Origin of the sequence: Megasphaera intestinihominis, from assembly GCF_040096415.1 — a bacterium.
In the GTDB taxonomy this organism is placed as follows: Bacteria; Bacillota; Negativicutes; order Veillonellales; family Megasphaeraceae; genus Megasphaera; species Megasphaera intestinihominis.
Map to the genome: position 1 here is coordinate 18480 of NZ_JBBMEU010000008.1, position 14446 is coordinate 32925.

Consider the following 14446-nt stretch of genomic DNA (forward strand, 5'->3'; position numbering starts at 1 on the left):
CAACCTCTTTTTGCGCATCTCCATCCTGTATGATATAGTAAACGTAATGATTTATGGAGGTAACAGATGAAACGGGTCCTTTCACTGATCGTGCTGGTCATGCTTTCTTTGTTCTGCGCAGCCTGTGCCCGTCCGCAGGGCTATATCGACTTCACCCAGCCTCAGGATACGCATCCGGCTGCAGAGGAACCGGATACGAAGCCGCTGCGCATCGCCTTTGCGTCGGTCATGTCGCCGAAGGAAACGCGGCAGGTATACCAGCAGATCGTCAATTATATTTCGCAGCAGGAAAACCGGCCGGCCATCCTCATCCAGCGCCGGACCTATGAAGAACTGAATACGCTGCTGGCCAATGGCGATGCCGACGTGGCCTTTTCTTCGACTGGGGCCTATGCGGCTTATCAAGGTCATGAGCCCATTGAACTGCTGGCCATGACCGAAACGAATGGCTCGTCGTATTATCAGACGTACATCATTACGGCCGCAGACAGCGACATCACCGATAAACACCAGCTCCAGGGGCGGGTCTTTGCTTTTACGGACCCCTTGAGCTATTCTGGCTGCCTGGCCATTACTTTCCGCCTGGCCCAGCAGGGGACGACGCCAGAGCAGTTCTTTAAGCGCTTCTTCTTCACTCACGGCCATGACAAGTCCATCTGGGCCGTGGCCAATCACTTGGCCGACGCGGCTGGCGTGGACAGCCAGATTTATGAGCTCATAGAGCAGACGAATCCCCAGCTGGCCCGGCAGGTGCGGGTGCTGGAAAAGATGCCGGAAGCGCCGACAGGGCCTATCGTCGTGCGCAGCAGCTTGGACTCGGAAGAAAAGGCGTCCTTGCGGCGGATATTCTATACGATGCACGAAAACCCCGATTTATCGCGGTCCATGAAGACTATTGTCATCGACCGCTTCGTAGCTCCCGATACGGCGGCTTATGAGCAGTTCAAGCGGCAGTATGCGGAACAGAGACGATTGGCAGGGACTTGATATGAGAAACTATACACTCTATGTAAAATTTAACGCCCTCATCGTCGGCACAATCTTTGTCTGCGGCCTGCTGGCTGCTTCCCTGTTCCTTTACTCGACGAGCACCTATATGAATTACGAACTCGATACATCCGGGCGGGAACTGGCGGCCTCAATCAGTCAGGTCATCAGTAACGATATCCTCGTCGATGACCGCTTTGCCATGACGGAACAGCTGCTCCATGCTCAGCAGACGAATGACCAGGTGCGGTATATCCTGGTGACTTATCCCGATGGCCGTATCCTGGCCAGCACGTTTACGGACGGCCTGCCAAAGGGCTTGCCGGAACGGCGCGACGTGCAGCACGACAGAGCCGATAAGACTGTGACCTTCGACAGTACGGAAGGATATATACGGGAAGTCGTCTATCCCATTGATGGCGGCCTGGTCGGCTATTTCCGCATCGGCTTGTCGGAACGGCCGATGATGCAGCTCATGTGGAAGCGCTTCGTCCAGACCATGCTGGTCATCCTGGCCATCTGTCTGGCAGCTTCCGTACTGGCTACGCGCTATGCCCGGGCTTTTTTGCGGCCTGTCCAGACCCTGGCCCAGGCCATCCGCCAAATCGGCCGCGGGAATTATAGTGTCCGCGTGCCCGTCGAGACGAAAGATGAAGTCGGGCGCCTGGCGAAAGCCTTCAATGTCATGAGCAACCGCCTGGCTGTAAAAGACCGGGAGAACTCGAAATTGCTGACCGCCCTGCGGGAAAAGGAGAAGACCCGTATCTGGCTCATCGACCAGCTCTTTTCTGCCCGTGAAGACGAACGGCGCCGCATTTCGCGGGAACTGCACGATGAGACGAGCCAGTCCATGGTATCGATGCTGGCCTATTTGCGGCTCATCATGGACCAGACAGAAGAGCCAAAGGTCCGGGAACTCGTCGCCGGTGTCCGCGATTTGACCCGCGAGACTTTGGAAGGCCTGCGCCATCTCGCCGTCAATCTCCATCCGCCCCTGCTGGATGACCTGGGCCTGGTCGTAGCCATTGAAAAGTACCTGGACACGTATCGCCAGACACAGCCGGGGCTGACCGTGATCTTCCATCATGACGGCGACATATCGCGCGTGTCCCGGCCAGTGGCCTTGTTTTGCTATCGCATGGTCCAGGAGGGGCTGACCAACATTGCCCGTCATGCCCAGGCCCATACCGTGACCATCGGGCTCCACGTCCTGCCGTCGAAGCTGACCTTGTCTGTCCGCGACGATGGCATCGGCTTCAGTGCGGACCGGGCCGAACGGGCTCGCCTGGATAACCATTTAGGACTGGTCAGTATGCGCGAGCGGACAGATGTATTGAACGGGACCTTTGCCATCGACAGCCATCCTGGTAAAGGGACGACGCTGACCATTTCTCTACCGTTGTATTTGAGTGAGGAGGAAGAACATGAACATTCTCTTGGCTGATGACCACCGTATCTTGCGGACGGGGTTGAAACTATTGCTGGCCTCTCAGGACGACTGCCATGTCGTCGCCGAAGCCTCGAACGGACAGGAAGTCCTGGAGCGGCTGGAAGACACGCCTGTCGACGTCGTCCTGCTGGACCTTTCCATGCCGGTCATGAATGGCATCGACTGTCTGCGGGAAATCCGGCGCCGCCATTATGATGTCAAAGTCCTGGTCCTGACCATGTACAGTGAGCAGCAGTACGTCACGGAACTCATGCAGCTCGGTGCAGACGGCTATCTCTGCAAGGACACGCTCGATGCGGAACTTTTCAAAGGGTTGCGCTCTGTCGTTTCCGGACACCGCTACCTGAGTGAACGCGAAGCCCGGAGCCTCCTCGATGGCGTCCTCGATGGTGCCGGCCAGCATCCGGCCCTGTCGGCGCGGGAGCAGGAAGTCCTCGTGGCCCTGGTCCATGGCCATTCCCTGTCGGCCATTGGCGACACACTGCACCTCTCGGTCAAGACCGTGTCGACTTATAAGACGAGACTCATGCAGAAATTGAACTGCAAGACCAAAGCCGAACTAGTAGACTACGCCTTGAAACACCATTTAATGTGATGGCTTTTAAATTTGAAACCATCCACTGACTGCTAACAGCCAGCTACAACGGGCCGCCCTTTGGGACGGCCCCTACGAAAAAAAGGCTTGTCGCACATGCAACAAGCCTTTTTTTAAAATGTTTTCTCAATAATCGCGATATCTTCATCAGTGACGGTCAGGTCCGGTCCTTGGCGCAGGGCTTCGATGGCCTGGGTATCGACGACCCAGAGGGCCGGTGCCAGTTCGGCGGCGTGGTCTTTCATCCACGTTGCGATGGCCCGGGCGCCCTGGCTATAGGGCAAGGCGGCTTTGACGTAGCGGAAGTGGGAGCGGGGAACGGCTTTCATCGGCTGTTTCCATACTTCTTCGATTTCCAGGGTATAGTCACATTCGTGATAGCCGTTGGATACGGCTTCGCGGCCGATGTCTTCCGTGTTCTTCTGGCCCATGTCGAGGAGCAGGTAGTCGTAGAGCAGGACTTGTTCCCATTTTGCCTTAAAGATATCCCGTTCAGGGAGAATCTGGCACGGATCTTCGCTGTACAGGCGCAGCAGGTCCAGGACGAAGCAGAAGCGGTGGCGCTTGAAGGTGAAGTTCACGGCGTCGACATAGATTTCCCGCATGCGGATATACTGTTTCGTCTGTTTGCGGAAATCGCTGTCAAAATAGCTGATCGGCGTCTCGTGGCGGATATACTCGAACAGTTTCTCTTCCAGGGCCATCCCCTTTTTAAGGGCTGCCCGGCGGTCGGCCGGGGCTGCCAGGGGATTGCGGAAGGTACGGTTCAGCCGGTCCAGATAGTTCAGGCAGGCCGTTTCCAGGGCCAGGGCGCTGAAGGGACCGTTATCATGCTGATGTGAAAAAATTTCGTCTTTTTCTGCTGCCGATAGCAATGATGTGGACATCGTGATCTACTCCTCTGAAAGGTAAGGATGTTCGGCTGCGGCACTCTGGATGGCCGCGTTGGCATCCTTGAAATAATCTTTAAACGACTGTACCCATGTCCGGGATGGGTGCGATAAATAGCCCTTGCTTTTCCAGATCAGGGCCAGGGTCCAATAGAGATGGGGCTGGACGAGGGGGACGGAGACGGCAAGGTCCGGTGAAATCCGCTGACAGATCGTGTGCGGCATTAGGGAAATCCCCAGGCGGCCGGCAACCATCTGGGCCAGGAAGTCCCAGTTGCTGGAACGGCAGACGATCTTCGGATGGGCCATGATTTCCTGGAAAGCCGAACGCAGGTAGGGATTCAGGGAGAATCCGCTTGGGTAGAAGACGAACGTTTCGTCTTTGATATCCGACAAGGTCAGCGATGGCTGGGAGGCCAGGGGGTGATCCGGCCAGAGAACGACGTCGAGAGGTTCTTCGTGGAAGATGAAAAATTCATAAGGAATTTCTGTCGTAATCGGCAGGGCGACGAACCCGACCTGGATGAGGCCGTCATCAATGGCGAATACGACGTCTTGGGAACCGACTTCCTTCATTTCCAGTTCGATTTTGGGATATTTGTTGATGAAATGGGCGATGAACGGCGCGATGACGGAAGAGCCGATCATAGGCGGTACGCCGACGGACAATTTACCGGCATTGAGCAGCTGTGGCGACTCCATTTCTTCATTCAGCTGGGTGAATCCCTTGATGAGTTCTTCGATTTTAGGAAGCAAATAGGAACCCGTTTCCGTAAGCTCTACATTTTTCCCCTTGCGGTCGAAGAGCTGGACACCCCAGTGTTCTTCCAGGGCTTTGATCCCCTTGCTGATCGACGGCTGGCTGATGTGCAGCGATTTTGAAGCTTTGGTAAAGCTTTTTTTGTGAGCGACTTCGATGAAGTATGTCAGTTGGAATAAATCCATGATATAATGTTTCACCTCTCTTTAGTATTCTTATAGTTTACCATATTACGGAATGAAAATCCAATGATGTATACTTCTTTATAAATGGCGGTACTAAGCCATTTTAAAGCAATCTGTGTTTCTGTAGACTGTCTAATTGTTAACAATAATTTGTACGAATTAATGCGCCCCTCTATATTTAGGGCGGCCAATCGTTGTATAATATAAAGTAGAATGGAGGAGGGATGGTTATGGCACGGCGATGGATCATGCATGTCGATATGGATGCGTTTTATGCTTCTGTAGAACAACGGGATAATCCGGCCCTGAAGGGCCTGCCGGTCATCGTCGGCGGCCTGATGGAGCGGGGCGTCGTCGCGACGGCGTCTTATGAAGCCAGGGCTTATGGCGTCCATTCGGCCATGAGCATGAAACTGGCCCGCAGGCTCTGTCCGAATGGCGTCTTCCTGCCTGTGCGCATGTCCCATTACCGGCGTATTTCCCATCAGATACGCCTGATCCTGTCCCATTACTCGCCCTTCATCGAACCGCTGGCCCTGGATGAGGCCTTCCTCGACGTCTCCGGCATGGAGCGCCATTATCCGGATATCGTCGACATGGGTAAAGCCGTAAAGGAAGAAATACGGCGGACGACGGGCCTCGTCGCATCGGCTGGGATAGCACCGAATAAGTTCCTGGCCAAACTGGCATCGGACCTTCGCAAACCGGATGGCCTGGTCTGGATTCCCTATGGGACTGAGCGGCAGATATTGGCACCCTTGCCGCTGAGCCGCCTGTGGGGCGTCGGCAAGGTGACCGAAGAGGCCCTGCAAAAAGCGGGCTATCATACTATCGGCGACATCGCCGCGGCCAGTCCCGAAACGCTCCAGCCCATCGTAGGCAATCAGGCCCAGCGGATTTACCGCTTGTCCCTGGGCCAGGATAACCGGCCGCTGGAAGTACGGCGGCGGCCCCAGTCTGTCGGCAATGAGCATACGTACAGCCATGACCTGACGCGCGACGCCGAAGTGGATGAACAGTTCCGCCTCCTGGCCAACGAAGTGTCGTGGCGGCTGCGGCAGAACCGGCTCATGGGACGGATCATCACCATCAAGATACGCTATACCTCTTTCAAGACCATTACCCGCTCTTTGACGCTGCACAGCATAGGGACCTGTTCGGAAGAACAGTTATATTTTTCGGCAAAAAAATTGTATAATAAGAGCAGAGGTCATGAGCCCATCCGCCTCCTGGGCCTGACGGTCAGCCAGCTCCAGGCCTATCAGGTGCAGGGCGACTTGTTCTCGGAAGATGAAGAGACGAAGGCGAAAGTGACGGAAGCCATCGACAAGCTGCAGAAACGCTTTGGCCGCACGGCCATCATGAAAGGATTTCTTTGGGAAATGTCCCATGAAAAAGATACATAAGAACGATAAAGAAGGAGTTTTTGTTATGGCAATTTTTAAAGTAGCTGCCCACACGGGTGATAACAACAACGGGTACATCGAATACGATACAGAGACGAAAGAACTCGGCGTCCACTTGAACGACGACGTCATGAATGAACGGGCCCGCCAGTATTTGACGACAGAAAAAGTCTTGCACCAGTATACGGATTTAGCGCAGTATAAGACCATCAGCACCGTCCCGACATCGAGCCTGGAAATGCTGAAACTGGCCTTGTGCTATATCTGGCGGGCTACGGGCATCCACATTGACTGGAGCCGCCCTGTCGATTAAGGGATAAGCCTCCACCATAATCTATGAACAATTTATCCACATTTCATGTGCACAAGGGTGACAGAAATGTGGATATTTTTTTTGTGAAGCGCACGGTTATGCTGATTTTTTCAGGTGCATACTTTTTGGGGATTCGCAGGGGAAATGTGGATAACTTTCGTGGATAAATGTGTACCTCCGGTGAAAACAGCCTGAAAACGGGATGATTACGCGATTTATAATGGACGAACAAATGGCGCAGATAATGTGCATAATTCCTGAGAAAATGTGGATAAATGTTCTCGGCAAGTTATGCACAATATGTGGATACATTGTGGAAAGGTATACACAGGTGGACAAAGCATAAAATAGCCATTCTGACAGTGTGTACACAACTTATCCACTTCATTTATCCACAATTTCCACAGCCTTGCCGTTTGTGGTATACTGGAGGCAATGAACACAATTAGGAGGAAATCAACATGAAAGCTATCATCGACGGACTCATTGTCCTGCCGAACGAAATCATTAACGGTCACGTCATTATGTATGAAAAGGATATCTGGCGCATCGTACCGCGCAAGCAGTTCCGGGCCGGCATGTGCTCGGAATTCATTGATGCCAATGGCGGCTTCGTCGTACCGGGATTCATCAATGAACACATCCACGGCTGTGCCGGTGCCGACACTATGGATGACGATGACCAGGCCCTGAAGACCATGCAGCAGGCCCTGCCGGCGACGGGCGTTACGTCCTTCGTACCGACGACGATGACTATGGAACAGGGACGCATCGAGAAAGCCCTCAGCCGGATCCGTCAGGCCCGGGACGACTATCAGGGCGGCGCCCAGGTATTGGGCGCTCATATGGAAGGGCCTTTCATCAGCCCGGCCTACAAAGGCTCCCAGGCGGAAGAAAATATCCAGACTGCCGATTTTTCCTGGCTCGAACCATATGCCGACGTCATCAAGATCATCACCTTGGCACCGGAAACATTGAAGAACAAGAAATTCCTGAAGGACTGCCAGGACCACGGTATTATCGTGTCCATCGGGCACACGGCGGCCGATTTCGACCAGGCCATGGACTGCATGGACGCCCTCGGCAGCTGCCATGTTACGCATTTATATAATGCTATGACGCCGTTCCACCATCGCAGACCCGGTGTCGTCGGCGCGGCCCTGCTCCATAAGGGCGCCTGCTGTGAATTGATCTGCGACGATTTGCACGTCCATCCGGCAGCGCAGAAACTGGCCTATCAGATGAAAGGCCGCGACGGCCTCATCCTGGTCACCGACTCGTTGCGGGCCTGCCTGCAGGGCGATGGCGAATCCAGCTTGGGTGGCCAGAAAGTCTTCGTCAAGAATGGTGAAGCCCGCCTGGCTGACGGGACCCTGGCTGCCAGTATTGCCCCCATGAACGAAGTGGTCCTCCATTTCCTCATCAATTCCGGCGCCTCCATTCCCGATGTCGTCTCCATGGCTACGGTCAACCCGGCCAAAGCCCTCGGTGTCTACGACCGCATCGGTTCTCTGGAAGAAGGGAAGCAGGCGGACATTACCATCCTGGACAGCAACGATTTCCATGTAAAACAGACGGTCATCGCCGGGGAGCTGGCATATAATGAAGAAGCCTAATACGAAGAGCGGCATTTTCCTGGCACTGGCTATCCTGGTGCTGGCAGCCATCGGCGCCTGGTTCTTCTGGGACCGTTCGCCGTCGCCAGCGGGCCCGGCAGGGCCCTCTAAAGGCGCTGTTCAGGAAGATGAAGCATCGCGGCTCGTCGCCAAGATGTCACCGGAAGTAAAAATCGGCCAGCTCATGATGATCGGCCTGGCCGGGACGACCATCGACGACCAGGGCCAGCGCCAGCTGGAATACTGCCATGCCGGGAATGTTATCTTATTCGACCGCAATATGGATACACCCGAACAGGTCCAGCATTTGACAAAAAAAATAGACACGACGATCCGCAAGAAGAGCGGCGTCATGCCTTTCATTGCCCTCGATCAGGAAGGGGGCCAGGTCCTGCGCATGCGCAAGGCCTTCCCGCCCGTACCGTCTGAACAGTCCATCGGCCAGAGCGGCCAGTCGGCCCAGGCGAAACAGTGGGCCGTCACGACGGGCGATGCCCTGAAAAAGCTGGGCATCAACGTCAACTTTGCGCCTGTCGTCGACCTCGGTTCTCAGGCTGAACGGTCGTACAGCCTCGACCCTGGCGTCGTGACCCAATTCGCCCATGAAGCCATTGCCGGCTACGAACAGACGGGAATCTGGTGTTCCCTCAAGCATTTCCCGGGCATCGGCAAAGTCAAGACGGATCCCCATATCGACGGCGACAGCGTCAACAGTTCCAAGGATGACTTGATGAAGCAGGATTTGAAGCCTTTTGAAAACCTCATCAAGAGCGAAGACAATCAGAAAATGTTCATCATGGTCTCGAACGTCACCTTCCCGGCGCTGGACCCCAATCTTCCGGCCTGTGTCTCCAAGCCAATCATGACCGATTTATTGCGCAACACTTTCGGCTACCAGGGACTCATCGTTTCCGACGATATGGAAATGGGCGCCATGGCCAAGCACTATGCCTTTGCCGACATGGGCGTCATGGCCATCAAGGCCGGTGCCGATATGGTCCTGGTCTGCCATGAATATGCCCACGAACGGGAAACGTATGACGGCCTCTTGAAGGAATATAAGAGCAACGCGGAATTCCGGGCCTTAGTCGATGAAAAAGTAACCCGCATCGTCCGCACGAAACTGAATCATCAATAGCTGCCTTTTCGATGCAGCAATAGATACAACGCGCCCAGCATACCGGCGTCGTTCTGCCGTTTGGCGAAGGCCAGTCTCTTAGGCGGCAGCATCATGGCCGGCAATCGCGCCGCCAGGGCTGTTTCCAGCTTCGGCCTCAGGATATCCTCTTGGGCCATGATGCCGCCGCCGAGGACGATGCCATCGGGATTGCACAGGCAGGCGATATTGGCCAGGCCATCGGCCAGATTCTGGCAGAATGTATCGAGGACAGCTGCTGCCGTGGCATCTCCCTGACGGACCCAGGCAAAGCAAGTACGGCCGTCGACCTTTTCCGGGTCGGCGGCTTTTTTGCATGCCATTTCCCGGCAGAGGTATGTCGCCGAAGCGACGTCGTGGAGGCGGCCGGCAGGGACGCGCATATAGGCGATTTCCCCGGCAGACCGGCAGGCTCCGTGAAGGATATGGCCCTTTTCGATGAAGGCCCCGCCGATACTGGTGCCGACGGTCACGGCGAAGAGGGAGTCCATGTCCCGGCCGGCGCCGAGCCACCATTCTCCCAGGGCGGCGCAGTTCGTGTCGTTTTCGACGATACAGGGGAGCTGGAATTCATTTTCCAAGAGCGATTTCCAGGCCGTCCCCGTATAGTCCGGGATGGACAGGGCGTAGTCGACGGCCCCTCTTTCCGTGTCGATGATGCCGGCTGTCGAGATGCCGATGCCCGCTAAGGGATGGTCGGCCAGCTGGCGCTGGATGAGCGAGCGGACTTTGTGGACAATGCCCGGACCGCCGCCCGTCGCCGCTTCTGTCGGCAGGCTGCCTTTCTTATGGAACCGGCCCGTTTCGTCGATGAGGCCGAATTTGATGGCTGTACCACCGATATCTATGCAGCTGTAAATCATGAGTATACACTCCTTCCTGAGATTATACATAAATTATACATAGATTTGACCTTTTCTATGTATAGGGACTTTATACTTATCGTGTCGAATATGTTACAAAATTCAGGAGGTCACGATATGAAACGACAATGGTTAAAACGAGCAATTCTTTCCATGGTAGCCTGCGGCTCATTAGCAGGATTCATTCCCGGAGTACAGGCGGCAGATGTCCGCATCCTTCCCGTCGATAATGCGAAATTCCTGGCTGGTGCCAAATTCGATTTCGACATCGAAGTATCGAAAGCAAAGAATCTGAAGAATGTCGACATTACGGTCAATGGACAGAAGGCTGATAAATTCTTTGGTCAGAAATTAGATGCTAAAGATTTAGGCAACGGCGTCATTTCATATCGTGCCAATCAGGTCAATTTCCCCAAAGCCGGTGCCTATACGGTAAAAGCGACGGCTACCGATGCCGATGGCGCTAATTCGGCCGATGCCCGCTATACCGTCGTTCAGGACAAAGCTCAGCGCCAGGCCAAGAACGTCATCCTCTTCGTCGGCGACGGCATGTCCCTGCAGGCCCGCGAAATGGCCCGTATTATTTCCAAAGGCATGACTAACGGCAAGTACAATGACTTACTGGCCATGGAAAAAATGCCCCATAACTGCCTGATTACGACCAGCGGTTACGATTCCCTGACGACAGACAGTGCCAACTCGGCGTCTACCTATGCAACAGGTCATAAATCCGTCGTCAACGCCTTGGGCGTCTATGAAGACTCCACGAAAGACCCCTTCGATGATCCGCGCGTCGAAAATATTTCGGAAATCGTAAAACGCAGCCGCGGCATGTCTGTCGGTATCATCACCCAGGCCGAATCGACAGACGCCACGCCGGCAGCCATGGTCGGTCATACGCGCCGCCGTGCCAACCAGGATTACATCGCTTCGGAATACCTCGAAGATTATCATCGCCCGGACGTCATCATGGGCGGCGGTTCGCGCCGTTACATCCCGCAGTCCGAACAGGGCTCGAAGCGCCATGACAACCAGAACGTCATCCAGGAATTCAAGGATAAAGGCTATACCTTTGTCAGCAATTCTAAGGAAATGATGGCCGCTCCGGATAATAAACCGCTCCTGGGCCTGTTCCATCCGAGCACGATGAATGTCTATGTCGACCGTGAAATACTCAAGAACCCGGAAGTCCTCGGCAAATATACGGACCAGCCGAACCTCATTAACATGACCAAGAAATCCCTGGATATCCTCAGCAAGAACCCGAAAGGCTTCTTTGCCATGATTGAAGGCGCTTCCATCGACAAACAGCTCCACGCCATGGATTGGCAGCGCGCAACGTATGACACCATCGAATTCGACAAGGCCATCGAATACGCCCAGAAATGGAATAAAGAACACGGGGACAACACCCTGATCATCGTCGTCGCCGACCATGCTCACGGCGCTTCCATTACCGGGACCTACCATGAACGGGATGGCAAGAAGGGCCTGGCAGCTGTCCGCACTTATGCCGACTCCATCTTCCCGACCTTCAAAGATGCCAACCACGATGGTTTCCCGGATAATCCGGATCCCGATGTCACCCTGGCCATCCAGTATGCCAACCATCCGGAATATTACGAAAACTTCCACTTCCAGCAGAAACCGACGCTGCCGACTGTTTCTCAGACCGTTACCAAACAGGAAGCTCAGCAGGCTGGCGATAAGACCGAATACCATCAGGTATCGACAGTCGTCGAAAAAGCCAATCCGTCCCGCCATCACGACGGCGATCCCTGGGAACTCGTACCGGCCAACATTCCCGATACCATCGGTGACGAATGCCATGCTGCCGACGACGTACCGCTCAACGCTGAAGGTCCTGGCTCGGAATACTTCCAGGGCGTCATGGACAACACCGAAGTATTCTTTGGCATCATGAGAGCCCTCGGCATCGATGCTACGAAAAATGTGAAATAATTAGTGGCTCGTGGCCCGCAGTGGCTCTCTTCATAGGAGAGCTGTCAGCGAAGCTGACTGAAAGGTTGCTCTTTTATAGTTTGTAATTCGGAGTATGTAGGGGGCGCCACGTGGGCGACCCGTTAGGGATTTGGATGATTCTTCTAGCAAACAGGGCAGGAAATCGTACATATCCCAGAGCGGGCGCCCCACGTGGCGCCCCTACAAGAAAAGGCGCTGTCTTCGTGCGACAGCGCCTTTTTATTATTTCCCTAACACGCCTTCCAGGAAGGAAGCGGTATCTGCCATATAGCTGGCTTCATAGCCTTCGATATCGCCTTTATCGCAGTGGGCTGCGAATTCCGGGTCGATCGGCAGTTTTGCCGTATGGGGGATATCATATTTCTGTGCCGATTCTTCGACGTGGCTCTTGCCGAAGATGGACAGTTTTTCATGACAATGAGGACATTCAAAATAGCTCATGTTCTCGATGAGGCCCAGGACTGGGACGTGCATCATTTCCGACATGTTCAGTGCTTTTTCGACAATCATGGAAACGAGTTCCTGCGGCGATGTGACGACCAGGATGCCGTCCATTGGCAGGGACTGGAAGACCGTCAGCGGGACGTCGCCCGTTCCCGGCGGCATGTCGACGAACATGTAGTCGATATCGCCCCAGATGACATCGGTCCAGAACTGCTTTACCGCACCGGAAATGACCGGGCCGCGCCATACGACAGGAGCCGCTGCGTCTTCGAGCAGGAGGTTCATGGACATGACCTTGATGCCCGTCTTGGTCGTTACCGGATAGATACCGTTTTCATCGCCCGTAGCGTGGTCGGTCAGGCCGAAGACTTTCGGAATCGACGGGCCCGTGATATCGGCGTCGAGGATAGCCGTCTTGAAGCCGCGGCGCTGCATTTCAACGGCCATAAGGGACGTTACCAGGGATTTACCGACGCCGCCTTTGCCGCTGACGACAGCGATGACATGCTTGATGTGCGAGCCGGCATGAGGGGCGGCCTGCAGGCTCTGGGGCTGTGTGCGTTCAGCGCAGGAGCTGCCGCAGCTGGAACAGTCGTGTGTACAATTTTCACTCATTGGGATCATTCTCCTTTGTATTCTTTTTTCCGGCGCGGCAGCAGGTATGACAACACGTGCCGGAACGTTCACAAACTTGGATATGGCCGCCTTCGATGACGAGGCGTTTGCCATGGATGAGGGCGTCGGCCAACTTGTGTCGGGCCGAATCATAAATGCCGGTTACCGTCGTGCGCGCCACATTGATCTGAGCGGCACACTGTTCCTGCGTCAGGCCGACCCAGTCGATGAGGCGGATGACTTCGTATTCGTCAATGCCCATGACAATCACATCGTCTGACTGTGCGCCATCTATAGGCTCGAAAGCCGCCGAAACAGGCAACGAACAGACCCGTCGGCACCGCGGTGGTCTCGGCATAGTACCCCCTCCTTTACGCCTTTTATTATAGATTTATAGATGACATATGTCAACATTGTAAGGGGGCTATGACGCATTTTCGGATAAAAAATGTCGAAATAACGCTTGCAAATCAATTATTATCGCGATAATATTTTATTAGTAAAAATAAAGCTATCTTACAGGAGGTATTTCCATGAACGTAATTGTTTCCCCTAATGCACCGAAAGCTATCGGTCCTTATTCGCAGGCTATGGTATCGAATGGTATGTTGTATATTTCCGGGACGGCTGGTGTCGATCCGCAGACGGGCAAACTCCAGGAAGGCATTGAAGCCCAGACGGAACAGGCTGTCAAAAATATTGCCGCTATCCTCGAAGCAGCCGGCTCGGACTTCTCGAAAGTCGTCAAGACGACGTGCTTCCTCTATGACATGAAAGACTTTGCCGCTTTCAACGCCATTTACGAAAAAGCTTTCATCAGCAAACCGGCCCGCAGCTGCGTAGCCGTCAAAGAACTTCCGGCTCATTTCCTCTGCGAAATCGAAGTCATTGCAGAAGTGTAAGTATTAGTTTGGAGTTCGGAGTTTGTAGTTTGTAGAAAATGGCTTTAAATTTAAAACCAGCGGCTAACCACTAACTGCTAGCCGCTTAAACGTTTTGCGTTCGTAGTTCATCGGTCATTGCGATGGGGTGATATTTTTAATCCCGTACGACAAACGATGAACAACCTACGATTAACGTAAAAAGAGACTGTCTTTATGGGGCGGCCTCTTTTTTCTTGCCCTATACATTCTCATTGTGATAAAATTTTCTTATACTACATAGGGGAAGTGACGTCATGTCC

At 54.1% G+C, this 14446-nt stretch carries 14 protein-coding genes; 9 read left to right on the top strand and 5 right to left on the bottom strand.

Annotated features, from left to right (window positions below):
• Positions 1-66 precede the first annotated feature (66 nt).
• Genes WMO23_RS02400 through WMO23_RS02410 form a run of 3 tightly spaced genes read left to right on the top strand, consistent with a single transcriptional unit; the run spans position 67 to position 3032 of the window.
• Positions 67-987, top strand: coding sequence for a substrate-binding domain-containing protein (locus tag WMO23_RS02400; protein WP_020309610.1), 921 nt, complete (start codon positions 67-69; stop codon positions 985-987).
• Between the two features lies 1 nt (position 988).
• Complete coding sequence (locus WMO23_RS02405; RefSeq protein WP_020309611.1) at positions 989-2431, top strand: HAMP domain-containing sensor histidine kinase; 1443 nt, start codon at positions 989-991, stop codon at positions 2429-2431.
• Positions 2412-3032, top strand: coding sequence for a response regulator transcription factor (locus WMO23_RS02410; RefSeq protein ID WP_020309612.1), 621 nt, complete (start codon positions 2412-2414; stop codon positions 3030-3032). The genes WMO23_RS02405 and WMO23_RS02410 overlap by 20 nt, the downstream gene beginning before the upstream one ends.
• A 113-nt stretch (positions 3033-3145) precedes the next feature.
• Here the strand turns inward: WMO23_RS02410 and WMO23_RS02415 are convergent, their stop codons facing one another.
• Positions 3146-3919, bottom strand: coding sequence for a hypothetical protein (locus WMO23_RS02415; protein WP_292282073.1), 774 nt, complete (start codon positions 3917-3919; stop codon positions 3146-3148).
• A 6-nt stretch (positions 3920-3925) separates the two neighbouring features.
• Complete coding sequence (locus WMO23_RS02420; RefSeq protein WP_036201079.1) at positions 3926-4867, bottom strand: LysR substrate-binding domain-containing protein; 942 nt, start codon at positions 4865-4867, stop codon at positions 3926-3928.
• 230 nt (positions 4868-5097) lie between these two features.
• Between WMO23_RS02420 and WMO23_RS02425 the strand changes: the two genes are divergently transcribed.
• From WMO23_RS02425 to nagZ, 4 genes are all read left to right on the top strand, one after another.
• Positions 5098-6273 (top strand): DNA polymerase IV, encoded by a 1176-nt coding sequence (locus WMO23_RS02425; RefSeq protein ID WP_020309615.1) that lies wholly within the window; start codon positions 5098-5100, stop codon positions 6271-6273.
• Positions 6274-6298: 25 nt separating this feature from the next.
• Positions 6299-6586: a hypothetical protein gene (locus tag WMO23_RS02430; RefSeq protein WP_020309616.1), complete on the top strand. Its 288-nt coding sequence runs from the start codon at positions 6299-6301 to the stop codon at positions 6584-6586.
• A gap of 461 nt (positions 6587-7047) precedes the next feature.
• Positions 7048-8202, top strand: a complete 1155-nt coding sequence (nagA, locus tag WMO23_RS02435) for an N-acetylglucosamine-6-phosphate deacetylase (protein WP_292282076.1) — start codon at positions 7048-7050, stop codon at positions 8200-8202.
• On the top strand, positions 8189-9340 hold the full coding sequence (gene nagZ / locus WMO23_RS02440; RefSeq protein ID WP_020309618.1) for a beta-N-acetylhexosaminidase: 1152 nt from the start codon (positions 8189-8191) through the stop codon (positions 9338-9340). The genes nagA and nagZ overlap by 14 nt, the downstream gene beginning before the upstream one ends.
• On the opposite strand, the gene WMO23_RS02445 is transcribed toward nagZ, so the two are convergent.
• Positions 9334-10221, bottom strand: coding sequence for an ROK family protein (locus WMO23_RS02445; protein ID WP_020309619.1), 888 nt, complete (start codon positions 10219-10221; stop codon positions 9334-9336). The two genes, nagZ and WMO23_RS02445, sit on opposite strands and share 7 nt — an antisense overlap.
• Positions 10222-10338: 117 nt before the next feature.
• On the opposite strand from WMO23_RS02445, the gene WMO23_RS02450 reads away from it, so the two are divergent.
• Positions 10339-12183 carry an alkaline phosphatase gene (locus WMO23_RS02450; RefSeq protein WP_296820524.1) on the top strand — a complete coding sequence of 615 codons (1845 nt, stop codon included), beginning with the start codon at positions 10339-10341 and terminating at the stop codon, positions 12181-12183.
• Positions 12184-12426: 243 nt separating this feature from the next.
• Here WMO23_RS02450 and WMO23_RS02455 read toward each other — a convergent pair whose 3' ends face one another.
• Together WMO23_RS02455 and WMO23_RS02460 are read right to left on the bottom strand one after the other, a co-directional pair.
• Positions 12427-13263 (bottom strand): Mrp/NBP35 family ATP-binding protein, encoded by an 837-nt coding sequence (locus WMO23_RS02455; protein ID WP_020724034.1) that lies wholly within the window; start codon positions 13261-13263, stop codon positions 12427-12429.
• Positions 13256-13621, bottom strand: a complete 366-nt coding sequence (locus tag WMO23_RS02460; RefSeq protein WP_071601810.1) for a DUF134 domain-containing protein — start codon at positions 13619-13621, stop codon at positions 13256-13258. The genes WMO23_RS02455 and WMO23_RS02460 overlap by 8 nt, the downstream gene beginning before the upstream one ends.
• A gap of 175 nt (positions 13622-13796) precedes the next feature.
• Between WMO23_RS02460 and WMO23_RS02465 the strand changes: the two genes are divergently transcribed.
• Positions 13797-14165 (top strand): RidA family protein, encoded by a 369-nt coding sequence (locus WMO23_RS02465; protein ID WP_020309623.1) that lies wholly within the window; start codon positions 13797-13799, stop codon positions 14163-14165.
• Positions 14166-14446: the final 281 nt, after the last annotated feature.

Bases quoted from the DNA above. Each gene is read 5' to 3' on its own strand.
- WMO23_RS02405 (WP_020309611.1), top strand. From the start codon at position 989: ATGAGAAACTATACACTCTATGTAAAATTTAACGCCCTCATCGTCGGC.
- WMO23_RS02425 (WP_020309615.1), top strand. From the start codon at position 5,098: ATGGCACGGCGATGGATCATGCATGTCGATATGGATGCGTTTTATGCT.
- WMO23_RS02415 (WP_292282073.1), bottom strand. From the start codon at position 3,919: ATGTCCACATCATTGCTATCGGCAGCAGAAAAAGACGAAATTTTTTCA.
- WMO23_RS02450 (WP_296820524.1), top strand. From the start codon at position 10,339: ATGAAACGACAATGGTTAAAACGAGCAATTCTTTCCATGGTAGCCTGC.
- WMO23_RS02460 (WP_071601810.1), bottom strand. From the start codon at position 13,621: ATGCCGAGACCACCGCGGTGCCGACGGGTCTGTTCGTTGCCTGTTTCG.
- WMO23_RS02420 (WP_036201079.1), bottom strand. From the start codon at position 4,867: ATGGATTTATTCCAACTGACATACTTCATCGAAGTCGCTCACAAAAAA.
- WMO23_RS02400 (WP_020309610.1), top strand. From the start codon at position 67: ATGAAACGGGTCCTTTCACTGATCGTGCTGGTCATGCTTTCTTTGTTC.
- WMO23_RS02410 (WP_020309612.1), top strand. From the start codon at position 2,412: ATGAACATTCTCTTGGCTGATGACCACCGTATCTTGCGGACGGGGTTG.
- nagA (WP_292282076.1), top strand. From the start codon at position 7,048: ATGAAAGCTATCATCGACGGACTCATTGTCCTGCCGAACGAAATCATT.
- WMO23_RS02445 (WP_020309619.1), bottom strand. From the start codon at position 10,221: ATGATTTACAGCTGCATAGATATCGGTGGTACAGCCATCAAATTCGGC.
- WMO23_RS02465 (WP_020309623.1), top strand. From the start codon at position 13,797: ATGAACGTAATTGTTTCCCCTAATGCACCGAAAGCTATCGGTCCTTAT.
- nagZ (WP_020309618.1), top strand. From the start codon at position 8,189: ATGAAGAAGCCTAATACGAAGAGCGGCATTTTCCTGGCACTGGCTATC.
- WMO23_RS02455 (WP_020724034.1), bottom strand. From the start codon at position 13,263: ATGAGTGAAAATTGTACACACGACTGTTCCAGCTGCGGCAGCTCCTGC.
- WMO23_RS02430 (WP_020309616.1), top strand. From the start codon at position 6,299: ATGGCAATTTTTAAAGTAGCTGCCCACACGGGTGATAACAACAACGGG.